Source organism: Nonomuraea sp. NPDC049158 (genome assembly GCF_040648335.1).
Classification (GTDB): Bacteria; Actinomycetota; Actinomycetes; order Streptosporangiales; family Streptosporangiaceae; genus Nonomuraea.
In genome coordinates this window covers 77,161-99,248 of the sequence record NZ_JBEZDM010000034.1, presented here as the reverse complement: position 1 = coordinate 99,248, position 22,088 = coordinate 77,161, and the positions used below count along the sequence as shown (strand labels likewise).

At 68.8% G+C, this 22,088-nt stretch carries 21 protein-coding genes; 13 read left to right on the top strand and 8 right to left on the bottom strand.

Annotated features, from left to right (window positions below):
• Positions 1 to 285 precede the first annotated feature (285 nt).
• Positions 286 to 1,608 carry a citrate:proton symporter gene (locus AB0B61_RS45430; RefSeq protein WP_358446454.1) on the bottom strand — a complete coding sequence of 441 codons (1,323 nt, stop codon included), beginning with the start codon at positions 1,606 to 1,608 and terminating at the stop codon, positions 286 to 288.
• Between the two features lie 103 nt (positions 1,609 to 1,711).
• Here AB0B61_RS45430 and AB0B61_RS45425 point away from each other — a divergent pair, with 103 nt between their 5' ends.
• The 3 genes from AB0B61_RS45425 to AB0B61_RS45415 all read left to right on the top strand — a co-directional run bounded on the left by AB0B61_RS45425 (position 1,712) and on the right by AB0B61_RS45415 (position 4,914).
• Positions 1,712 to 2,629, top strand: coding sequence for a LysR substrate-binding domain-containing protein (locus AB0B61_RS45425; RefSeq protein ID WP_358446451.1), 918 nt, complete (start codon positions 1,712 to 1,714; stop codon positions 2,627 to 2,629).
• 97 nt (positions 2,630 to 2,726) lie between these two features.
• Complete coding sequence (locus AB0B61_RS45420; protein ID WP_358446449.1) at positions 2,727 to 4,010, top strand: CoA transferase; 1,284 nt, start codon at positions 2,727 to 2,729, stop codon at positions 4,008 to 4,010.
• Positions 4,000 to 4,914, top strand: coding sequence for a CoA ester lyase (locus tag AB0B61_RS45415; protein WP_358446446.1), 915 nt, complete (start codon positions 4,000 to 4,002; stop codon positions 4,912 to 4,914). The genes AB0B61_RS45420 and AB0B61_RS45415 overlap by 11 nt, the downstream gene beginning before the upstream one ends.
• Here the strand turns inward: AB0B61_RS45415 and AB0B61_RS45410 are convergent.
• Entirely contained in the window at positions 4,902 to 5,993 is a 1,092-nt protein-coding gene (locus AB0B61_RS45410; protein WP_358446443.1) for a LacI family DNA-binding transcriptional regulator, read from the bottom strand. The two genes, AB0B61_RS45415 and AB0B61_RS45410, sit on opposite strands and share 13 nt — an antisense overlap.
• A gap of 222 nt (positions 5,994 to 6,215) precedes the next feature.
• Here AB0B61_RS45410 and AB0B61_RS45405 point away from each other — a divergent pair, with 222 nt between their 5' ends.
• From AB0B61_RS45405 to AB0B61_RS45390, 4 genes are read left to right on the top strand one after another with little or no spacing between them, the layout of a single operon-like run.
• Positions 6,216 to 7,490, top strand: a complete 1,275-nt coding sequence (locus tag AB0B61_RS45405; RefSeq protein ID WP_358446441.1) for an extracellular solute-binding protein — start codon at positions 6,216 to 6,218, stop codon at positions 7,488 to 7,490.
• 7 nt (positions 7,491 to 7,497) lie between these two features.
• Complete coding sequence (locus AB0B61_RS45400; protein WP_358446439.1) at positions 7,498 to 8,451, top strand: sugar ABC transporter permease; 954 nt, start codon at positions 7,498 to 7,500, stop codon at positions 8,449 to 8,451.
• Positions 8,451 to 9,293 carry a carbohydrate ABC transporter permease gene (locus AB0B61_RS45395; RefSeq protein WP_358446436.1) on the top strand — a complete coding sequence of 281 codons (843 nt, stop codon included), beginning with the start codon at positions 8,451 to 8,453 and terminating at the stop codon, positions 9,291 to 9,293. Before AB0B61_RS45400 ends, AB0B61_RS45395 begins: the two co-directional genes overlap by 1 nt.
• 33 nt (positions 9,294 to 9,326) lie before the next feature.
• Positions 9,327 to 10,853, top strand: coding sequence for a glycoside hydrolase family 43 protein (locus AB0B61_RS45390; RefSeq protein WP_358446502.1), 1,527 nt, complete (start codon positions 9,327 to 9,329; stop codon positions 10,851 to 10,853).
• On the opposite strand, the gene AB0B61_RS45385 is transcribed toward AB0B61_RS45390, so the two are convergent.
• The 4 genes from AB0B61_RS45385 to AB0B61_RS45370 all read right to left on the bottom strand — a co-directional run bounded on the left by AB0B61_RS45385 (position 10,843) and on the right by AB0B61_RS45370 (position 13,706).
• Positions 10,843 to 11,613 carry a S8 family peptidase gene (locus AB0B61_RS45385; protein ID WP_358446433.1) on the bottom strand — a complete coding sequence of 257 codons (771 nt, stop codon included), beginning with the start codon at positions 11,611 to 11,613 and terminating at the stop codon, positions 10,843 to 10,845. The genes AB0B61_RS45390 and AB0B61_RS45385 overlap by 11 nt on opposite strands.
• Positions 11,606 to 11,878: a protease inhibitor I9 family protein gene (locus AB0B61_RS45380; RefSeq protein WP_358446430.1), complete on the bottom strand. Its 273-nt coding sequence runs from the start codon at positions 11,876 to 11,878 to the stop codon at positions 11,606 to 11,608. Before AB0B61_RS45380 ends, AB0B61_RS45385 begins: the two co-directional genes overlap by 8 nt.
• A gap of 243 nt (positions 11,879 to 12,121) precedes the next feature.
• Complete coding sequence (locus AB0B61_RS45375) at positions 12,122 to 12,901, bottom strand: pectate lyase (RefSeq protein ID WP_358446427.1); 780 nt, start codon at positions 12,899 to 12,901, stop codon at positions 12,122 to 12,124.
• Between the two features lie 184 nt (positions 12,902 to 13,085).
• Positions 13,086 to 13,706, bottom strand: a complete 621-nt coding sequence (locus tag AB0B61_RS45370) for a TetR/AcrR family transcriptional regulator (RefSeq protein ID WP_358446424.1) — start codon at positions 13,704 to 13,706, stop codon at positions 13,086 to 13,088.
• Positions 13,707 to 13,865: 159 nt separating this feature from the next.
• On the opposite strand from AB0B61_RS45370, the gene AB0B61_RS45365 reads away from it, so the two are divergent.
• The 4 genes from AB0B61_RS45365 to uidA all read left to right on the top strand — a co-directional run bounded on the left by AB0B61_RS45365 (position 13,866) and on the right by uidA (position 18,884).
• Positions 13,866 to 15,155 carry a sugar ABC transporter substrate-binding protein gene (locus tag AB0B61_RS45365; protein WP_358446421.1) on the top strand — a complete coding sequence of 430 codons (1,290 nt, stop codon included), beginning with the start codon at positions 13,866 to 13,868 and terminating at the stop codon, positions 15,153 to 15,155.
• Between the two features lie 2 nt (positions 15,156 to 15,157).
• Positions 15,158 to 16,096 carry a sugar ABC transporter permease gene (locus AB0B61_RS45360; RefSeq protein ID WP_358446418.1) on the top strand — a complete coding sequence of 313 codons (939 nt, stop codon included), beginning with the start codon at positions 15,158 to 15,160 and terminating at the stop codon, positions 16,094 to 16,096.
• 1 nt (position 16,097) lies between these two features.
• Positions 16,098 to 16,967 carry a carbohydrate ABC transporter permease gene (locus AB0B61_RS45355; protein WP_358446415.1) on the top strand — a complete coding sequence of 290 codons (870 nt, stop codon included), beginning with the start codon at positions 16,098 to 16,100 and terminating at the stop codon, positions 16,965 to 16,967.
• 126 nt (positions 16,968 to 17,093) lie between these two features.
• Entirely contained in the window at positions 17,094 to 18,884 is a 1,791-nt protein-coding gene (gene uidA, locus AB0B61_RS45350; RefSeq protein WP_358446412.1) for a beta-glucuronidase, read from the top strand.
• On the opposite strand, the gene AB0B61_RS45345 is transcribed toward uidA, so the two are convergent.
• Positions 18,881 to 19,171 (bottom strand): hypothetical protein, encoded by a 291-nt coding sequence (locus AB0B61_RS45345; RefSeq protein ID WP_358446410.1) that lies wholly within the window; start codon positions 19,169 to 19,171, stop codon positions 18,881 to 18,883. The genes uidA and AB0B61_RS45345 overlap by 4 nt on opposite strands.
• On the opposite strand from AB0B61_RS45345, the gene AB0B61_RS45340 reads away from it, so the two are divergent.
• Together AB0B61_RS45340 and AB0B61_RS45335 are read left to right on the top strand one after the other, a co-directional pair.
• The gene (locus tag AB0B61_RS45340) at positions 19,170 to 19,961 is read left to right on the top strand and encodes a helix-turn-helix transcriptional regulator (protein WP_358446408.1); all 792 of its coding nucleotides are present in this window, start codon (positions 19,170 to 19,172) and stop codon (positions 19,959 to 19,961) included. The two genes, AB0B61_RS45345 and AB0B61_RS45340, sit on opposite strands and share 2 nt — an antisense overlap.
• A 62-nt stretch (positions 19,962 to 20,023) precedes the next feature.
• A complete protein-coding gene (locus AB0B61_RS45335) occupies positions 20,024 to 20,836 on the top strand; it encodes a maleylpyruvate isomerase family mycothiol-dependent enzyme (protein WP_358446405.1) in 813 nt (270 codons plus the stop codon).
• A gap of 129 nt (positions 20,837 to 20,965) precedes the next feature.
• On the opposite strand, the gene AB0B61_RS45330 is transcribed toward AB0B61_RS45335, so the two are convergent.
• Positions 20,966 to 22,030, bottom strand: a complete 1,065-nt coding sequence (locus AB0B61_RS45330; protein WP_358446402.1) for an ADP-ribosylglycohydrolase family protein — start codon at positions 22,028 to 22,030, stop codon at positions 20,966 to 20,968.
• Positions 22,031 to 22,088 lie beyond the last annotated feature (58 nt).

The window sequence follows — 22,088 nt, the reverse complement described above, 5'->3', positions numbered from 1 at the left end:
TCACCGACCCGCCTACCGGCAAGTCTCCACGTCCTGTCACCGCCCGTCCGGCGGCCTCGTTATACCGATGAATCCAGGAAGTGATCTCACGGCCAGCTTGGTTATCGCTTGCCCGTTCGATCACGGAAACCTTACCGTACGTGATTGATACGTCGCAAGCAGTTCCGATCACTGCACGTGGGCAACAGGCTGTCAGCGTGTGCGGGGGCGGGCACCGCCGAGAGGGTAGATAGGGGGACAGAGCGGCGGCGATCCTGCCGTACTTCATGGGGGGTCCTCGCGCGGTCAGAGGGAGATGGCGCCGGTCAGGAGCGCGGCCACGGTCATGACCAGGGTGGTGGCGAACGCCCAGCCGAAGATGAAGCGCTGGTGCTGGCCGAGTTGTACGCCGCTCATGCCGACGAGGATGAACGTCGCGGCGGTGAGCGGGCTGAGCGGGAAGCCGGTGGTCATCTGGCCGAGGATGGCGGCCCTGGCGACCTCGGCGGACTCGATGCCGAAGCCGCCGGCGGTCTGGGCGAGCACGGGCAGTACGCCGAAGTAGTAGGCGTCAGGGGTGAAGACCAGGCTGAGCGGCATGCCCGTGATCGCGACCAGCACCGGCAGGTGGCCGCCGAACGAGTCGGGGATGACGTTGACGAACGCGGTCGCCATCTCGTTGATCATCTTGGTCCCGGTGAGGATTCCGGTGAAGACCCCCGCGGCGAAGATCATCGTGGTGACCAGGACGACGCTCTTGGCGTGCCTGTCGAGCAGCGCCTGCTGCTTCTCCCAGGAGGGGTGATTGACCAGCGCGGCGATCGCGAACCCGACCACGAACAGCACCGGCAGCGGCATGACCTGCAGGATCAGCCCGACGAGCAGGGCGACGGTCAGCGCCAGGTTGAAGATGGTCAGGGCCGGGTGCCTGCGCGCCGGGGCGAGCGGCGTCCCCGGCCCGTCTCCGGCGACGAACTCGGCCGCAGGCTCCGGCGCGGGCTCGGGCAGGGAGACCGTGCCGAGGCGACGGCGTTCGCGCAGGCCGATCAGGTACGACGCCACCAGCACCCAGACGATGCCGATGACCATCGCGGGCAGAACCGGGGTGAACACCTGCGAGCTGTCCAGCTTCAGCACCGCCATCGCCCGCGCGGTGGGCCCGCCCCAGGGGATCATGTTCATCACACCGGCGCCCAGGCAGACGACGCCGGTGAGCACCAGCGGGCTCATCCGCAGCCGCTTGTAGACGGGCAGCAGGGCCGAGACGGTGATGAGGAAGGTCGAGGCGCCGTCGCCGTCCAGGGCCACGCACATCGTGATGACGGCCGTGCCGACGGCGATCCGCAGCGGGTCGTCCTTGGCCAGGCGCAGAATGCCGCGGATCAGCGGGTCGAAGAGCCCTGTGTCGATCATCAGGCTGAAGTACAGGACCGCGAAAGCGATCATGATGCCGGTGGGCGCCACCTTGCCCAGACCGGCGAGGATCATCGGGCCCATCTCGGCGCCGAAACCGCCGGCAAGCGCAGTCAACACCGGGACCAGCACCAACGCGGTGAGGACCGAGACGCGCCTGGTCATGGTGAGCACCAGGAACAGGCCGATGGTGAGAAAGCCGAGGAGCGCGATCATCGAGGTCCTTTCGGAGGGTTACGGAGAAGTTTCCGAGCGCTGACCTTTCACGTCCACCATCAAAAGTGGATTTATCCATGCGGTATGTGCATAGGTTGGCCTCATGGACGCTACTCTCCGGCAACTCGCCGCCTATGTCGCCGTGGCCAGGGCGGCGAGCTTCACCGCCGCGGCGGCGCACCTGCACGTCTCGCAGTCCACGTTGAGCCGCGCGGTCGCCGACCTGGAGCGGGTGCTCGACGCCCGCCTGCTGGAGCGCGACACCCGCAACGTCCAGCTCACCGCGGCGGGCCTGGAGACCCTGCGGGTGGCCGAGCAGATCGTCGGCGCCCACGAGTCGGGAATGAAGGAGCTGCGGCGCTACCTGCTCGGCGAGTCGGGCGTGGTGGCCGTGGCCACGCTGCCCTCGGTCGCGGCGGTGCTGCTGCCACGGATGATCTCCGCCTTCCGGCGGCAGCGGCCGCAGGTGGCGGTCCGCATCATGGACGGGCTCGAACGGGCCGTGCTCGGCAGGGTGCTGTCGGGTGACGCCGACTTCGCGATCACCACGGTGGGCGCGTCGCCGGATCGGCTCGAGCATCGTCCGCTGATCCGCGACCAGTTCCACGCCGTACTGCCCGAGGGGCACCCGCTCGCCGATCGTGACGAGGTCACCTGGGAGGACCTGGCCGCCGAGCCGTTCCTGGCCGTCGGGCCGCAGTCCAGTGTCCGCAGGCTCGCCGACGCGGCGTTCGCCCAGGCGGGCGCCGCCGTGACGCCCGCGGCGGAGGCGAGCAACGTGGCGACGGTGGGCGGCCTGGTCGCCGCCGGTCTCGGCGTGTCGGCGATGCCCGCTCTGGTGCTGCCCCTCCTGGGTCCGGGGCATGTGGTGCACCGCCGGTTGACCGGGCCCGTGGTGGAGCGGCGTCTGGACGTCGTGGTCCGGGCGCGGCGAACCCTGCCGCTCGCGGCGGCGGCGTTCCTGGACGTGCTCGAAGAGTTCCGTACGGAGCTGCCGCCGGGTGTCTCCTGGATGGGTTAATGCGTAAATAGCATGAATTTATCGACTTCTTGTGCTGGACCCGCATTTCTCGCCTTGGGCAGGATGACAGCACCGGACAGTGCGAAGGAGCTCATGCGTGGCGACCGAAGAGGCGACCGAACAGGCGAGCGGACAGGCGAGCGGACAGGCGAGCGGACAGGCGAGCGGACAGGCGACCGAACAGCGGCACGGCCAGGGGCAGTTGCGTGGTCTGAAAGTAGTGGAGTTCGCCCATGTGGTCGCCGGGCCACTGGCCGGGTCCATGCTCGCCGACCAGGGCGCCGACGTGATCCACGTCGAACCCCCCGGCGTCGGTGACGCGGCCCGCGCCATGGGCCCCACGCGCGACGGCGTACCGCTGTGGTTCAAGGTCGCCGGCCGGAACAAGCGCTCCGTCACTCTGGACCTGCACGACCCCGACGGCCGGCAGGTGGCCCACCGGCTCGTGGCCTGGGCCGACGTCGTCATCGTCACGCTGCGCCCCGGCCGGCTGCGGGCCTGGGAGCTGGACTGGGAGGCTGTGCACCGGATCAACCCCAAGGCCGTCCTGCTGCAGATCTCCGGGTTCGGCGCGACGTCCTCGCGGGCCGACGCGCCCGGCTTCGGCAAGGTCGGCGAGGCCAGGAGCGGCGTGGTGCACCTGACCGGCTTCCCCGACGGGCCGCCCGTGCACACCGGGTTCTCCCACGGCGACGCCGTGACCGGGCTGATGGGCGCCTACGCCGTGCTCGCCGCCCTGCACCGGCGGGCCAACGACCCCGCCTTCGACGGCGAGTGGATCGACCTGGCCCTGTTCGAGCCGCTGTTCCGGCTGGTCGAGTGGCAGGTCATCACGCACGACCAGCTCGGCGTCGTCCCCGGCAGGTCCGGCAACCAGCTGGCCGTCGCACCGGCCGCGGTCATCAACACCTACCTGTCCGGCGACGGCGACTGGATCACCGTGACCTCCGCGACCCTCCGCTCGGTCCTGAACGTCGTTCGTCTCCTGGGCCTGCCCGAGGAGGAGTACGCCACGACGCAGCGGCAACTCGCCGGCCGGGAACGGCTGGACCAGGGACTGCGCGCATGGGTGGCCGCGCGCGGCACCGCCGAGTGCCTGGAGGCGTTCGCGGACGCCGAGGTGGTCGCCTCCCGCGTCTTCACCGCCGAGGACATCGCCGGCGACCCCGTGTACGCCGAACGCGGCGACATCATCACCGTCGACGACCCCGACCTCGGGCCGGTCCGCATGCAGGCCGCCCTCCCGCACTTCCACCAGAAACCCGGACACGTCTGGCGAACCGGACCCGCGCTCGGGCAGGACAACGCCCTCGTCTACCGGCACTGGCTCGGGCTCGGCGCCGACCAGCTCGCGGATCTGGAGAAGCGCGGTGTCATCTGACCGGCCGCCGCTGCGCTCCCTGCTCTTCGTCCCCGGCACCCGTACCGAATGGCTGGCCAAGGCGGCGGCCACGGGAGCCGACGCGGCCATCCTCGACCTGGAGGACGCCGTCCCGCAGGCCGGCAAGGCCACCGCCCGCGCGCGCGTGGCCGACGCCGTCGCCGGCGCGACGGGCGACATGGCGCTGTTCGTCCGGATCAACCCCCTCGACGGCTGGGCGGCCGCCGAGGATCTGCGGGCCATCACGCACGCCCGCCTGGCCGGGGTGGTCCTGCCGAAGGTCGCGGGCGAAGCGGACGTACGCCTGGCCGACCGGCTGCTGAGCTGGTGCGAGCGCGAACACGGCCTGCCCGAGGGCCAGATCGCCCTCGTGCCGCTGCTGGAGAGCGCCGCCGCGCTGCGTGCCGCGTACGACATCGGCCGGGCCGCGCCCCGCGTCGCCTACCTGGGTGCGGTCACCGGCAAGGGGGGCGACGTCGAGCGGGCGGTCGGCTACCGCTGGAGCCCTGAGGGCACCGAGACGCTGGCCCTGCGGTCCCGTGTCCTGCTGGACGTGCGGGCGGCCGGCGCGCCCTGCCCGATCGCGGGCCTCTGGACGACCATCGCCGACCTCGAAGGGCTGCGGGCGTTCGCCGAGCAGAACCGCTCCCTGGGCTACGAGGGCATGATGGCGATCCACCCCTCCCACGTCCCCGTGATCAACGAGGTCTTCTCGCCCACCCCGGAGGAGCTCGCCCGCTACGCGCGGATGATCGCCGCCGTGGCGGCGGCGCAGGGACGCGGCGCCGGGGCGATCACCTTCGAGGGGGAGATGGTGGACGAGGCCATGGCCGCCAGAGCACGAGTCGCCCTTGATACATACGGAAAGAATCCAGAAACTTTCGGAACTTCTCAGCGGCCGTAGGGGGCGGTGCTCCCTCGCACCACGAGTTCGGTGGCGAGCTCGATGCGGTTCTGCGGCACCGGCTCGCCGTGCGTGAGCGCCACCAGCATCCTGGTGGCCGCGGCGGCCATCTCGGTGAGCGGCTGGCGGATCGTGGTCAGCGGCGGGATGGCCCAGCGCATCGGCGGGAGGTCGTCGAAGCCGATCACGCTCAGGTCGTCGGGGATGCGTAGTCCCCGCTCGTACGCCGCCCCGTAGACCCCCGTGGCCTGCCCGTCGTTGCAGGCGAAGATCGCGGTGGGCGGATCGGGCAGCCGCAGCAGCCGATGGGCCTGGGCCAGGCCGCCCTCGACCAGGAAGTCGCCCGCGCGGATCAGATCCGGATCGATGGGCACGCCGGCCATGTCCAGCGCGGCGCGGTAGCCGTCGAGGCGGGCCCGGCTGGACAGCGCGTAGTCGGGGCCGGTGATGATGCCGATCCGCCGGTGGCCGAGCTGCAGCAGGTGGCGGGTCGCCGAGAGGCCGCCGTTCCAGTTGCCGGCGCCCACCGAGGGCACCTGGTGGCCGGGCTCGCCGCTCGGGTCCAGCAGGACGAGCGGGATGTCGCGGCTGGCGAGCTGGTGGCACTGGGCGTCGGTCAGGCTGCTGAACACCGCGATGACACCGGTGGGCCGGCGTCTCATCACGCCCTCGATCCAGCTCCGGCCGGGGACGTGGTGGTGCTGCAGCTGGGAGAGCACCAGCGCCAGGTCGTGTTCCTGCGCCACCCGCTCGACGCCCTTGATGATCTCTATCGGGTAGTCGCCCTCCAGCGCGTGGAAGACCAGCTCCACCAGGGCGGCGGGACTGTCGCGCCGCCGCTGACGCCGGTAGCCGTGCTCGCGGATGAGCCCCTCGACCAGGGCCCGGGTCTCCGGCGCGACCTCGGAACGGCCGTTCACCACTTTGGAGACCGTGGCCGTGGACACTCCGGCCAGCTCGGCGAGCTGCGCGATGGTCAGCGGCTGGTTGGGCGCGGCGCGAGGTCCGGTGCCGGCTGCGGTGCCGGGTCCTGCGTCGGCGGCGGTGCCGGGCGCGGGCGGCTCCTGGGTCGCGGTCATGGGCGCAGTCTAACGCCAGGCTTTCGGCCTGTTGCCCGACTGTTTCGGCAATCTTACGACCAGATTATTGACCAGGTTGGCGGGAAGTGCCTAAAGTCCCCGATTAACGATCGGCCCTAGTTCCGAAAATTTTAGGCGCCGCGACGAACTCCACCTCCATGGGCGCGCCGCCGTCAGTCCGTACCAGCTCTTCAGCACCGACCCCCAGGGGAAGAGATCGCCGTGAAGCTCCGCAACGCAATCCCGGCCGCGCTCGCCGCGGCCCTCGCCCTGACCACGGCCGCCTGCGGCGGCGGAACCTCCACTCAGGCGACAGAGAGCGGCGGTAAGTCGTTCGACTTCTGGTCGTTCAGCGGGATCAACCAGAAGGCCGCCGTCGAGGACTACCAGAAGAAGAACCCCGGCGCGCAGGTGAAGCTGACCGAGGTCGGCAGCTCCGTGGAGACGGCGCAGGCGCTGACGACGGCGCTGGCCGGCGGCAAGGTGCCCGACCTCGTCCTCATCCAGGGCGACGACCTGCCCAAGTTCGTCCAGCAGCCGCAGAACTTCACCGACCTGCGGCCGATGGGCGCCGACAAGATCAAGGGCGACTATCTCGACTGGGTGATGAGCCAGAGCACCGCCAAGGGCGGTGAGATCATCGGCATCCCGACGGACGTGGGCGGCATGGCCGTCGCCTACCGGACGGACCTGTTCAAGAAGGCCGGGCTGCCGACCGACCGCGAGGAGGTCGGCAAGCTCTGGCCCACCTGGGACGCCTTCATCGAGACCGGCAAGAAGTACACCGCCAAGACCGGCAAGGCGTTCGTGGACAACGCGGCGACCAGCGTGTTCTACCAGGCGGTCAACCAGGGGCCGCAGAAGTACTACGACCCCTCGGGCAACGTCGTCTACAGCACCAGCCCGCAGGTCAAGACGGCCTTCGATCTGGCGATCAAGACCGCGCAGGCCGGGATCACGGCCAAGCAGAGCTCGTTCTCCGAGGGCTGGAGCGCGGGCATGGGCAAGGACCAGTTCGCGGTGATCTCCGCGCCGTCGTGGATGCTGGGCGCGATCCGGCGAAACGCCCCGGACACCAAGGGCAAGTGGGACGTCGCCACGATCCCCGGCGGGGCGGGCAACTGGGGCGGCAGCTACCTGGCGATCCCCAAGGGCGCCAAGAACCCCAAGGCGGCCTGGGCGTACATCACCGCGACCCAGTCACCGCAGGGCCAGCTGACGCATTTCGTGGACTCCGGCTCGCTGCCCACCACCCCGTCGGTCTACAAGGACCCCAAGCTCACCGGGCTGAAGGACGAGTTCTTCTCCGGCGCGCCGATCGGGACGATCTACACCGACTCGCTGCTCGGCCTCAAGCCGTTCCTCATCGGCCCGGACAGCTCGGCCATCGGCCAGGAGCTGCAGAACGCGATCACGAACGTCGAGCAGGGCAAGGGCGACCCCGCCAAGGCGTGGGACACGGCACTGGCCAACGTCAAGACGGCCATCGGCAAGTAGGACGAGCGTGACGACAAGCCTCAACACGGCGCGGGCGGCCCAGACGCCGCCCGCGCTCACGACCCGGGTACGGCAGGGCATCGGCGAGCGCATCGCCCCCTATGCCTACATCGCCCCGTTCTTCCTGATCTTCGCGGTCTTCGGGCTGTTCCCGCTGCTGTTCACCTTCTACGTGGCGCTGTTCGACTGGAACCCCATCGGCGAGCACGTCTTCATCGGCTTCGGCAACTTCAGCCGCCTGTTCGACGACGCCCGGTTCTGGAACGCGGCCGGGAACACGATCAGCATCTGGCTGCTGTCCACCGTGCCGCAGCTGGTGCTGGCGCTGGGCCTGGCCCACCTGCTCAACCATGCCCGGCTCCGGCTGGCGGTGTTCTTCCGGATGTCGATGCTGGTGCCGTACATCACCTCGGTGGCGGCCACCACGATCGTCTTCGCCCAGATGTTCGACCGCGACTACGGCCTGCTGAACTGGCTGCTGGGGTTCGCCGGCGTCGAGCCGATCGACTTCAAGCAGTCGGTGTGGGGCAGCCACGTGCTCATCGCGGTCATGGTGACCTGGCGCTGGTTCGGCTACACCACGCTGCTCTACCTGGCCTCCCTGCAGGCGATCCCGCGCGCGATCTACGAGGCGGCGGCCGTGGACGGCGCGGGCGGGTGGAAGCAGTTCCGGCACATCTCGATCCCGTCGCTGCGGCCGGTCATCGTGTTCACGATCGTCACCTCGACGATCGGAGGCCTGCAGATCTTCACCGAGCCGCTGCTGGTCTCCCGCAGCGCGCCGCTGACCTGCGGACCGATCCGGCAGTGCCAGACGCTGACGCTGTTCCTGTACGAGCAGGGCTTCGGCCAGTTCCAGTTCGGCTACGGCGCGGCCATCGGCGTGGCCCTGTTCGTGCTGGTGGTCGCGGTCGCGACGCTCAACTACGTCCTGTCCACCCGTATCCGGCCGGAGCGATGATGACCAAGACGATCCGGCGCTCGGGCGAGCGCGTCCGCTGGTGGTCCTATGTCCTGCTGGGACTGGCCGTGTTCGGCTGCCTGTTCCCGCTGTACTGGATGTTCGTGGTGGCCACGACCGACACGGCGACGGCCACGCAGCTGCCGCCCGAGATCGCGCCCGGTGGCAACTTCTTCCACCTGGCCGGCCTGGTGTTCACGACGGTGCCCTTCGTCCAGTCGATCGTCAACAGCCTCATCGTGGCCGGGACGATCGGTGTCGGGCACGCCCTGCTCTGCTCGCTGGCCGGGTTCGCCTTCGCCAAGCTGCGCTTTCCCGGCCGCAACGCGCTGTTCCTGATCGTCGTGCTCACCATGACGGTGCCGACACAGCTGGCCGTCATCCCGCAGTACATGATCATCTCTGCGCTGGGCTGGGTGGACACCCTCCAGGCGCTCATCGTGCCGGGCCTGGCCAGCGCGTTCGGGATCTTCTGGATGCGCCAGCACCTGTCCACCACGATCAGCGACGAGATCCTCCAGGCGGCCCGCATCGACGGCGCGACCAGCTGGCAGATCTTCTGGCGCATCGCGTTCCCGCTGGTGCGGCCGGCCGCGTTCGTGCTCGGGCTGCTCGGGTTCGTCACCGCCTGGAACGACTTCCTGTGGCCGTTCATCGTGCTGAAGTCGCCGGAGATGTACACCGCGCAGATCGCCATCAAGGCCCTGCAGAACAGCCTCGACGTCGACCTCGGGCTCGCCATGTCGGGCTCGTTCCTGGCCACCCTCCCGCTGCTGGTGCTGTTCGTCTTCGTGGGCCGGCGCATGGTGGCCGGGATCATGGACGGCGCCTTCAAGGGCTGACCCTCTCACCGAAAGGAACCGCTCAACGTGCGGATGTACGACAACCCGGTGATCGGCGGGTTCCACCCGGATCCCAGCGTGTGCCGGGTCGGCGAGGACTACTACCTCGTCTGCTCCAGCTTCGAGTACGTCCCCGGCGTCCCGATCTTCCACAGCCGCGACCTGGTGCACTGGCGGCAACTGGGGAACGTGCTCGACCGGCCGTCACAGCTGGAGCTGCCCCCAGAGGTGCCCGCCTCGGGCGGGATCTACGCGCCGACGATCCGCCACCACGACGGCCGGTTCTATTTGATCACGACGAACGTGAGCGGCCGGGGCAACTTCATCGTCACCGCCGAGCGCCCCGAAGGCCCGTGGTCGGACCCCGTCTGGATCGACCTGCCGGGCATCGACCCCGACCTGGCCTGGGACGAGGACGGCGCCTGCTGGTGCGCCTTCTCCGGTACGCAGATCGCGCGCATCGACCCGGCGGCGGGCAAGATCCTGGAAGGCCCGTATCACGCCTGGTCAGGAGTCGGCATGAAATATCCGGAAGGGCCGCACCTCTACCAGGTGGGCGACTGGTGGTACCTGCTGATGTCCGAGGGCGGCACCGAGCGCGGCCACAGCGTCTCGATCGCCCGCGCCCGCTCGCCGCGCGGCCCGTTCGAGGCGGGCCCGGCCAACCCGATCCTGTCGCACCGCGGCACCGACCGGCCGATCCAGAGCACCGGCCACGCCGACCTGGTGGAGGCGGCCGACGGCAGCTGGTGGATGGTCCTGCTCGGCACCCGCCCGCGCGGCTACACGCCGGAGTTCCAGGTCCTCGGGCGGGAGACGTTCCTCACCCCGGTGGAATGGGTGGACGGCTGGCCCGTGGTCGGCCCGGTCCTCGAACGCCATCCGGCGCCCGCCGCCTGGCATCCCCTCCCGGAAACGCCGCCGCGCGACGACTTCGACGCCGACGCGCTGGCGCCGTACTGGATCTCACCGCGCAGCCGCCCGGACGGCTCCTGGTCGCTGACCGAGCACCCCGGCCGGCTCACCCTGCACGCCACCGGCGCCACGCTGGACCGCCCGGGATGCGCCTTCGTCGGCCGCCGCCAGCAGCACCACGACTGCCGCGTCGCCGCTCGCCTGGAACCGGGATCGGCCACGGCCGGGCTGTCCGTGCGCCTGGACGAGGCCCACCACTACGACCTGGAAGTATGCGAGGGGCGGGCGCGCCTGATCGCGCGGATCGGCCCGCTGCGCCAGTGCGTGGCGGACCAGCCCGTACCTCCGGGCCCGGTCACCCTCGCCATCTCCTTCCGTACGCGCGACCTCCTGCCGCCGTCCGTGACCGCTTTGGCGGCCGCGTCCGTCGGCGAGCCGGTTGGCGTCGGTGCTCGTGGCCCGGACACCATCGCCTTCTCCGCCGGCGGAGTTCTCCTGGCCGAGCTGGACGGCCGCTACCTGTCCACGGAGGTGGCGACCGGCTTCACCGGGCGGGTCATCGGCATGTACGTCACGGACGGCAGCGCGAGCTTCGACTGGTTCGACTACCAGGCCGGCGAGCACGAGGTGCGGGTCAGGGCTTGAACAGCAGGCGGTTCGGCGTGTAGAGCGGGTTGCCGTTGATCGCGAACTGGGTGGCCCACTTGATGATCAAGGCGTTGACGATGCTGGACGACATCTCGCCGTACCGGTCCTTGATGAGCGCGGCCACGCCGGCCGCCGTGGGGGCCGCCATCGACGTGCCGCTCAGAACGCTCGGGTAGATCCCGGCCAGCGGGACCGACGGGATGCCCACCCCTGGTGCGTAGAGGTCGACGCAGGGTCCGAAGTTGCTGAACCAGGCCTTGGAGTCGCTGATGTCCGAGGCGGCCACGGTCAGCGTGTTCGGGGCGCTGGCCGGTGACCTGGTGCACGCGTCGACGTTCTCGTTGTCGGCGGCGACCGAGACGAAGACGCCGGAGTCGGCGAGGGCCGTCACCGCGGTATTGAGCGCCACGGACTGGGGGCCGCCCAGCGAAAGGTTGGCCACGGCAGGGTGGATGGCGTGGGCGGTCACCCCGTCGATGCCGGCGATGATCGCCGAGGTCGACGTGTCCGCGCTGCACTGGGGGAACACCTTGACCCCGCGCAGCCGCACCAGCTTCGCCACCCCCCAGGACGCGCTGCCCACCGTGCCGGACACGTGCGTGCCGTGGCCCTGGCAGTCGACTCCGTCGCCGCCGAAAGCGTCGAACACGTTGATGGCGCGGTCGCCGAACTCGCCCTGGTCGGTCTGGATGCCGGTGTCGATCACATAGGCGCGAACCGACGCACCGGTGTATTGGAAGATGTACCGATTATTCAAGCCGAATCGCTGGTCGATGCGGTCGAGGTTCCACGGTGGGCTGAACTGCTGATACCAAGGAAGTTCGGCCTCGGTGCTCGGCGCGGGGTCCAGCTTGATGGGCTTTGTCCGCCTCGATCGCTATGACGTCCGGGTTGGCGCGGAGCAGGGCGACCTCTTCCGGGGTCAACGTGGCGGAGAAGCCGTTGACGGCGTGGCCGATGGCTTCGCCGTCGGTTGCCTGCGCCGGATGGAAGGCGACCGCCGGAGCAAGGGCCAGCAGCATGCCTGATATGCCCGATGCTAGATACTTTTTCACTAAGGTGCCCTTTCGAGTGCATGGGCGATGATCTCCTTAGCGCCATTTCTCCAGTCGCGCATATAGCGATTCGCTCGCTTGAGTACGCGGAGTGAAAAGTGATGTGCCGGCGGGGCGTTTTACGGGAGCTGAGCGCGGTCTCCCGTCTCGGCGGGGGACCGCGCTCAGGGTTCGGCCGTCAGGCGGAGATCCGACCGGCTCCTCCTTCGCTTACCGGTAGGTGATGTCCGAGCTGGAGTAGACGCAGTTGACGCCGTCGGCGCCGCTGCCGATCTTGGTGGGTTCGCCGCTGGTCACGCCCTTGTACTTCTCGCAGATCACGATCTTCTTGCTGGAGTCGCCGACGATCGTGATGCCGGAGAACCTGGCGGTGTCGCCGTAGTTGGTGTTGATGCCGGCCAGCGTCTTGCCCGGGTACGTGGCGGTGACGTTGGAGATCACGACGTGGCGCGCGTACTGCTTGGAGCAGTTTCCGCAGGAGCGGTAGAGCTTGCCGAAGTTCGTCACCTGGAAGTTCCTGATGTACATGGTGCCGGGGCCGTTGTGCTGGAAGACCTTGTCGCTGGCCGCTTTGGCGCCGCCGCCGTCGATCGTCATCGTCTGGGACGAGGAGGTTCCCTTGAAGGTGGCGGCATCCTCGCCGACGTCCTCCCACCAGACGTTCTGGAGGGTGCAGGTGCCCGTGCAGTGAATGCCGTCGGCCGCGGGGGAGCCGATGATGACGTTCTTCAGCACCGCGCCGTTGGCGAGCTTGAAGATCGGGCTCTGGCCCTCTTCCTGTCCGCCGCTGCCCAGGTCCCCGGTGCCGTAGTAGCGGATCATCTTGCCGTCGACCGTGCCGGACACGTTGATCGTCGCACCGACCGGCTGCTGGCCGCTCGGCGTCGGCCAGGCCGCGCCGGACGCCGGCGGCCCGCTGGCGATGCCGCCGGCCAAGGCCAGCGCGGCGGCCACCATCGCCACTATCCGGGCCGGGATCGTCTTTCTCACGATTGCCTCCCTGCGGTGCCTTCGCCTGCCGTACACGTATGTGAACGAAAGACAGGTGAGTGAATGACCGTTAATGTAGGAAAGCGCTTTCCAGTCGTCAACGCGGACGTGCTCTCCGGCGTGCGGTGAGAAGGCGTCGTGGCTGGCCAGAGCATGACAAGGCCGTTTGCTGGGAGTGAAACTTTCAGTTCTGCCGTTGCGGTTCCAGTAGGTCCGCCAATGAGGACCTCATCGCCGCGACCAGGTCTCGCTGTGGGTTGATGAGCCACTGGAGTTGAAGTCCGTCCCACAGGGCCACCAGGGACTCGGCGATGCCTTCGGGGGCCCTGCCGTTGGAGACGCGGCCCGCGTCCTGGTCGCGGCGGATGGCGACCGCCAGCGTCTCGATCAGCCTGTCGTACCTGGCACGAAACCACTCATGCGCCGGATGGTCCGCGGCCGACGACTCCGCGGCCATGAGGGCGAGCAGCCTCAGCATCTCGGGGCGTTCGAGGTTGCGGTGGACGTACTGCAGCACGGCGTACGCCACCCCCTGCTCCCGGCAGTCTTCGGTGAAGGAGCCGGCGTGCGCGGAGTCGGCGTTCTCGAGCACGGCCACGAGCAGCGCGCTCTTGCTGGGGAAGTGATGGACGACGCTGGTCAGACTGAGGTCCAGCTGCTTCGCGATCTCCCGCAGCGACCCGCCTCGGTAGCCGCGGGCCGAGAAGACGGACGTCGCGGAGGCGACGATCTCGGCCTGGCGGCGCGCGCTCTTGGCGTAGGGGCCCCGCCGCGTGCCGGGTCGGCTCACCGTCTCTTCGGTCATGCGATCAACCCTATGGGCCCGGCGCCCGGCGCAGGGGGAATTCGCCCAACGAAATTATGGCAACTGTTCGGTTTTTGGGATAACGTCTCGCTCACCCACACCACGACTTGCGGAGGAAGCGGTGGAGCTTCCCTCGGGTGGAGAGGACCGGGACCACAAATGTGCAGCTCAACCATTGCGAAGTCGCTCGTCGGCGGCCTGGCCGTCGCACTGCTCCTGACCGGCTGCGGCCGGTCCGACGCCCGCCCGGCGGAGCAGCCCGCGGCAGGCGCCCCGATCGACGCCAAACCCGCCGACGGCGCCATCACCGTATGGGCGATGGGAACGGAGGGCGAACTCCTGCCCAAGCTCGCCGCCGAGTTCAGCAAGGCGAACCCCGGCGCGAAAGTGCAGGTGACAGCGGTCCCCTGGCAGGACTACGCCAAGAAGGTACAGACCGCCATCGCCTCGGGAGACACTCCGGACGCCACCATGGTGGGGGCGGTGGACCTCGCGGCGTTCGCGTCCACGGGCGGGCTGGAAAAGGTCCCGGCCAAGCTCGTTGACTACAACTCCTTCTACCGCGGCGCCGTCCAGAGCACCCTGTTCGAGGGCGCCGAGTACGGCGTCCCCTGGTACGTGGAAACGCGCTCCCTTTTCTATCGCAAGGACATGGCCAAGGCCGCCGGCGTCTCCGCGCCCAAGACCTGGGAGGAGTACGGCCCGTTCCTCCAGGCCCTTCAGAAGCAGGGCGCCAAGTGGGGACTGTCCCTGCCCACCGGTGCCACGGCGACCTGGCAGGGCGTGGTGCCGTTCATGTGGCAGGCCGGGGCCCAGATCATGAGCGAGGACGGCACCAAGTTCACCTTCGACACGCCCGAGGCGCTCAAGGGGCTCGAGTTCTACCGGTCGTTCATCTCCTCGAAGATCGCCAGCCCGAACGGCCCGGTGAGCCTGGGAGAGATCGAGCCACAGTTCGTCGCCGGGTCCACCGCCGCGCTCATCGCCGGTCCCTGGGAAGAGAGCCTGCTGAAATCCGCCGGAGGCGCGTCCTTCGTCGATGACAAGGTCGGCATCGCACCGCTGCCCTCCGGGTCGAAGTCCAACGCCAGCTACATCGGCGGCGGACAGTGGGCGGTGTTCAAGGACGCCAAGAACCGGGAGGGCGCCTGGAAGTTCATCCGGTGGATGGGCGGTGCTGAGGCCCAGAAGACCTGGTACGACCTGTCCGGAGACCTGCCCGCCGTCGAGTCGGCCTGGAACGAGGGCAAGCTCGCGACCGATGCGACGCTGGCCGTGTTCCGCACCCAGCTGACGACGGCACAGCCCGGCCCGAACACCACGACCTGGCGGCAGGTCACCGCGGTCCTGGACGCCGAGTTCGAAAAGGTGGCCAAGGGCGTCTCCTCGCCGCAAGCGGCCTTGCAGGAGATCCAGAAAAAGGCGTCGGCGATCGGAACCGGGGCGTAGGGATGGCCTCTTCCGCCACCATGCGCTCCTCGTCGGGCCGGGCTGCCAGGCCACCGCAGGCCATGTCAGGACACTCCCGGCGCACACTGGTCGCGTGGGCCTTCTGCGCGCCCTTCATCGCACTCTTCGCCACCTTCGGCTTGTGGCCGGTGCTCTCCTCGTTGGCGATGAGCGTCACGGACATCACGAACCGGGACGTACGTGCGCCCTTCAGCGTCAACTTCGTGGGCCTTGAGAACTTCACCACCCTGTTCGGGGACCCGACCTTTCTTCGGGCGGCCCTCAACACGCTCTACTTCGTCGTCGCGGGAATCCCCCTGACGATGATCCTCGCCTTGGGACTCGCCGTCGCACTCAATTCCGGGATCCAGCGGGCGAAGGGACTCTTCAGGGTCGCGTACTTCGCGCCCGTGGTGACCAGCATCGTGGCGATAGCGGTCGTGTGGAGGTACCTCTACGAGGAGGACGGAATGATCAACTCCGCCCTCGCCGTCGTGGGAATCCACGGCCCGGACTGGTTGAACGACCCGAACTGGTCCATGCCCGCGCTCATCCTCATGGCGGTCTGGCGCCACTTCGGCATCCCCATGGTGATCTTCCTGGCCGGACTGCAGTCCATTCCCGAAGAACTGCGGGAGGCGGCCCGCATTGACGGCGCCACCCGCTGGCGCACGTTCCGCAGCGTCACCCTGCCGCTGCTGCGACCGGTCACGCTGGTGGTCGCCGTGTTGCTGAGCATCGGTTACCTGCAGTTCTTCGAGGAACCGTTCGTGATGACGAGTGGTGGGCCGCTGGACAGCACCACCTCGATCGGTTACTACGCCTACGAGCAATTCGGCTTCGGCAACTACGGCGCGGCCTCCGCCGCCTCGTACGTGCTGGTGGCCGCGATCGCGCTGCTCAGCCTCCTGCAATTCCGTATCTTCCGAGCGAAGGCGTGACATGACCACTGCGAGCGCGAGCACCGGTGCGGCCACGTCCGGCATCGGCGTACGCATCCGGCCTGCCCGCATCATGCTCTACGGCGCCCTCGTCATCGGCCTGATCGCGACGCTGGCACCGTTCGCGTGGATGTTCCTGGGATCGGTCAAGCCGACCGGGGAGATCGTCGCCTATCCGAGCTCCTGGCTTCCCCGTTCTCCGACACTGGACAACTTCGAACTGCTGCTGGCGAAGCAGAGTTTCGGCCTGTACTTCTTCAACAGCGCGCTGGTCGCCGTGACGTGTGTCATGGGCAATCTGCTCTTCTGCTCCATGGCGGGGTACGCCTTCGCGAAGATGGAGTTCGCCGGAAAGCGCCTGCTGTTCGGCCTCGTCCTCACGATGCTGATCATTCCTGGCACCACCACCTTCGTGCCGCTTTTCGTCCTCGTCAGCGGCATGGGACTGAGCAATTCCTATCTCGGGTTGATTCTGCCCTTCCTCGTGACACCGCTCGGTGTGTTTCTCATGCGCCAGTTCATCCATGACATTCCAGATTCTCTCGTCGAAGCGGCCCGCCTCGACGGTGCCGGGGAAACCCGCATCTTTCTCCGGGTGATCGTCCCGCTCTGTCGTCCGGCTCTGGCGACACTGGCGATCCTGACCTTCCTGGCCCAGTGGAACAACTTCCTGTGGCCGCTGGTGATCGCGCAGACCGAGGACCATTACACGCTGCCGGTGGCGCTCGCCCTGTTCTCGGTGGGCGCCAATGGCACCAACTACGGTCTGCTGCTCGCCGGTGCGGTCACCGTCGTCACCCCGATCCTGGTGCTCTTTCTGTTCCTCCAGAGGCAGTTCGTCCAGGGCATCGCCAACACCGGCATCAAATAACGCGACCACCGCGTGACTCGACCACCGCGTGACTCGACCACCGCGTGACTCGACCACCGCATGACTCGACCACCGCATGACTCGACCACCGCGTGAATCACCGCGCGGAGAAAAGGAGCATCGACCATGCTTCGCCCGCAGGACGGCCCCACCCGCGAACGCCGCTCCCTGGCCGGCTTGTGGAGGTTCCGGCTGGACGCCGAGGGAGCAGGCCGCGCCGAAGGCTGGTGGCGCTCGCCCCTGGCGGGAGCCGTCGACATTCCGGTACCGGCCAGCTACAACGACATCTATCCCGACGTAACGGTCCGGGACCACGTCGGCGACGCCTGGTACCAGACGAGCGTGTGGGTACCGGCCCAGTGGACAGGACAGCGCATCGTCCTGCGGTTCGACGCCGCCACCCATCGCGCGACCGCCTGGGTCAATGACGTCGAGGTCGTCACCCACGAAGGCGGCTACACCCCGTTCGAGGCGGACGTGACCGCGCACGTGCGACCGGGAGCCGAGAACCGCGTCACCGTCGTGATCAACAACGAGCTGAGCTGGGCGACGATCCCGCCGGGCATCATCGAGGAACGTCCCGACGGCCGCCGGGTGCAGCGATACTTCCACGACTTCTTCAATTACGCGGGCCTGCATCGGCCGGTCTGGCTCTACACCACACCACCGGAGCACATCAGCGACATCACCGTCACCACGGCCTTCGACGACACCACCGGCGTCATCAGCTACCGGGCGGACAGTGCCGGCGAGACCGACTCGGTCCGCGTGTCGCTGCGCGATGCCTCGGGTGCCGAGGTGGCCGCCGCCACAGGTGCGGTCGGCACCCTGCGGGTGCCCGACGTACATCCCTGGGCACCCGGCGACGGCTACCTCTACGAACTCGAGGCCATGCTGCTCAGCGCATCAGGGGAGGTCACCGACAGCTACCGCCAGCCGGTGGGCGTACGCACGGTGGAGGTACGCGGGAAGCAGTTCCTGATCAACGGAACCCCCTTCTACTTCAAGGGGTTCGGCAAGCACGAGGACGCGGCGGTGCGTGGCAAGGGCCACGACGACGTGCTGATGGTGCACGACTTCGCCCTCATGGACTGGATCGGCGCGAACTCCTTCCGTACCTCGCACTATCCGTACGCGGAGGAGGTTCTCGACTACGCCGACCGGCACGGTGTCGTCGTCATCAGCGAGACGGCGGCCGTCGGGCTCAACCGCAACATCGGCGGAGGTGTCTTCAGCTCCGGCGAACGGGTGCTCACCTTCTCCCCGGACACGGTCAGCGATGAGACCCAGCGCGTCCACCTGCGGGCGCTCCAGGAGTTGGTGGCGCGCGACAAGAACCGTCCCAGCGTCGTGCTGTGGTCCGTGGCCAACGAACCCGACCACGTCCAACCCGAAGCGCGCGACTACTTCGCCCCACTCGCCGCGGAAACCCGCCGCCTCGACCCGACCCGGCCCGTGGCCTACGTCAACGCGCTGCTCGCGCCGCCGGACCAGTGCGTGGTCACCGACCTGTTCGACGTGGTCCTGCTCAACCGGTACTACGGCTGGTACTTCGGTCCCGGCGACCTGGAAGCGGCCGAGAGCGCGCTGGAGACCGAACTGCGGCAGTGGGCGGCGCTGCATGACAAGCCCATCGTCATCACCGAGTACGGTGCCGACACCTACCCCGGCCTGCGCGGCATCGTGCCCAACCCGTGGACCGAGGAGTATCAGGCGGAGCTGCTCGATGTGTATCACCGGGTCTTCGACCGGGTCGACGCGGTGGTGGGCGAACAGGTGTGGAACTTCGCCGACTTCGCCACCACACCGGGTGTCTTCCGCGTCGACGGCAACAAGAAGGGTGTGTTCACGCGCGACCGCCACCCCAAGACGGCCGCGTTCCACCTGCGCGCCCGCTGGCGCAAAGACGAGCCCTAATAGTCGACAGCCTCGGGTGCTGGGCCGATTCGGCGGGCCAATTCCTCTTCGTCATAGCGCACGTCTATGCCGTGTTGTCTCATCACCGAGACGAGTTTCTTCAGCGGAATGTGAATATCGGAGTGGCCGACCTCCTGCCACCCGATGTTCGTCCCATTGTCGGAATCCGCGGCCATGACCATGAAAGGAACCTTGGCCCATCCTATTTCCGAGCACATGATCGCACCTCCGTCCGAGGTGGTGCCGCACTTGTAGATACGTACCTCTTGGATGAAGTCACCAGGCATGCTGACCCTCGTACCCGGACGCCGACCTCGGAATACGATCACCGCGGTCAAGATAGTCAAGATCACAGACTCCGTCAGGGAGGGCAGAGGGCAGAGAGGTCTCGACCTCCCCGGCCGCTCGGTGGAGCTCTGGTTCGACCCGCCGGAGGCCGAGGTCCCGGTCGATCTGCTCGCCGCCGTCATGGACGAGCACCCTCTCGTCCGCCACTACCTCGACCACCCCGGGGACGTCTCCCCGCGCCGGATCAGCGACTGCCTCGCCGAACGTGCCTGGCGGTCGCACCGCGTCTACCGCGAGCTGTTCGTCCCGATGCGGGCCCGGCACCAGCTCGCCATCGTCGTCGGTACGTGGCTGCCGTCGGGCGGCCGCGGCTGGGCCGTCAACCGCTCCGGCCACGACTTCAGCCAGACCCACGTCGAGGTGGCGCGGGCACTGCAGCCGGTCCTGACACTGCTCGACCGGATCTACGCACCGGGAGCTCTAGGAGCGCCGGGGTCGCCGGAGTCACAGGGAGTGTCGAGGTCGGCGGGAATGCCGGGAACGTCGGGAGTCACGCCGGAAGGGGACAGCGCCCAGCGCGACGAGATGCGGCTGCGCGCCGGCCTGACCAGCCGCGAACTGGACATGATCACCCTGGTCGCGAGAGGACTCAGCGCCCAGCAGATCGCCTGCCTGCGCCGGATCAGCGTCCGCACCGTCCGCAAGCACCTGGAGAACGTCTACGGCAAGCTCGGCTGCCACGACCGGCTGCTGGCCGTCAACCGCGCCCGCCACCTCGGCCTGATCTGACCCACCGACCGCCCCGACGCCTTTCGCCCACGGCAGAACATTATTCGGTATTGTGGTTGCCTATGACGGACATATTCGACGACCTCAAGGCCGAGTACGAGCAGTTGGACACCGTCCTCGCCGGTCTCACCCCCGCCGAGTGGTCCCACCCGTCGGCCGCCGAGGGTTGGACCGTCTCCGACGTGGTCCTCCACCTTGCCCAGGCTGAGGAACGCGCTGCCGCCTCGCTCGCGGGCGAGGACGTCACGATCAGGCACGAGCCCGCCACCGGCGACGGCTTATCGGGTCGGGAGCCCGCGACCAACGGTGCGTCTGGCCGGGAGTCCGGCAGAGGCGAGTCCGGCAGAGGGGTGGACGCGGCGGCGGCCGCGATGGTGGCCGCTCAGCGGGACATCGCCCCGGCCGATCTCCTGGCCCGCTGGCGCAGGGCAGCCTTCGCCATTCCCGACGCCCTGCGCGCCCAGCCCAAGGGCACCCGGTTGTCCTGGGTGGCCACCTCGTTGTCCCCGGCGACCCTGGCCACCACCCGGCTGGCTGAGCACTGGGCCCATGCCTACGACATCACCGCGCCCCTCGGCATCCTCTACCCTGACACCTCGCGCCTGCGCCACATCGCCTGGCTCGGCCACCGCACCCTGCCGTACGCCTTCGACGTCGCGGGCGTCGAGGGCGGGCCCGTCTGCTGTGAGCTGACCGCACCCGACGGCGAGCTCTGGCGCTTCGGCGACCCCGCCGCCGCCTCCACCATCACGGGCCCCGCCGCCGACTTCTGCCGCGTCGGCGCCCACCGCCTGACCCCCGCCGACTCGACGCTGAAGGCGACGGGCCCGCACGGCGCCAAAGCACTCGCCGTCCTACGCAACTACGCCCTCTGACGACTCCCGTCAGCGACTCCCACGCCTGGCTTCCACGCCTGGGAGCAAGACCGCCGCACGGCCGACGGAGCCTGGGAGGGCCGCCGTACAGCCGACGGGGCTCGGGGAGGGCCGCCTGCGGCTGACGGGTCAGCCGAACGTGGTCGACAGTTCGTCGGCGAGGCGCTCGATCGTCTCCCGGCCCTCCAGCGGTCGTGACCACGTGGCCGGGAACGCGGCGGTGCCGTGTACGGCGCCCAGGAGGTTGCCGCAGACCGAGCCCGTGGAGTCGCTGTCTCCCGAGTGGTTGACCGACAGCAGCATCGCCCGCTCCACCGACGGCTCTGCCAGCGCGCAGTAGACCCCGATGGCCAGCGCCTCCTCGGCCACCCACGCTCCGCCGAGCGACTCGACCGCCTCCGGCGTGTGCTCGCCGCTGCGGGCCAGTGCGAGCGCGGCGCGGAGCGCGGCGGTCGTTTCCTCGTGCCGCGGGTACGCGGACGTCAGATCCAGGGCATCCTGTACGGCCTGCGCCAGCGGCCGCCCCGCTGCCAGGAGTGCGACGATCGCCGCGAACGCCCCGGCGGCCAGGTAACCGGTCGGATGCCCATGGGTGATCTGCGCACAGGCGGCGGACAGCTCGAACGCGGCCCGAGGGTCTCTGGCGGCCAGCCCGAACGGGGCCGAGCGCATGACCGTTCCGCACCCCTTGGAATCGGGGTTCACCGGGCCGGGCTCGCCGAGCGGCGCCGGGCCGGGGAAGTGCCGGTGCAGGCCCGACAGGCAGGCATTTCCGGGTGCCCGCCGCGAGTACAGCCAGCCCTCCTCGCGCAACCGGCCCGTACGATGCGGACCGTCCGGTGGCGGAGGCGCGGGATGGTCCTGGGTGTCCAGCCAGCGCTGGTACGCCTGGCGTACGGACTCCACGGCGTTGGCCGACTCCAGGGCGTCCGCCGACTCCAGGGCGTCGGCGGACTTCACGGCGTTGGCAGGGGTCTCGGCGCGGGTGAGCCCCTCCACGGTGAAGAGCGTCATCTGCGTGTCATCGGTGATCAGTCCACTTTTGCCACGCCAATCGGTTATATATCCGGAAATGCCGTCTTTGCCGTGATGCTTGCGGATCTCCCTGAGCGACTGGAACTCGATCGGCGCCCCCAGCGCGTCACCGATCGCCCCACCGAGCAGGCAGCCTCGAACTCGATCCCGGAAGTCCATGGGAAGATCCTGCCACTTCCCCCCGGGTGACCGGCGAACGGTCGGACGGTGGTTGGAC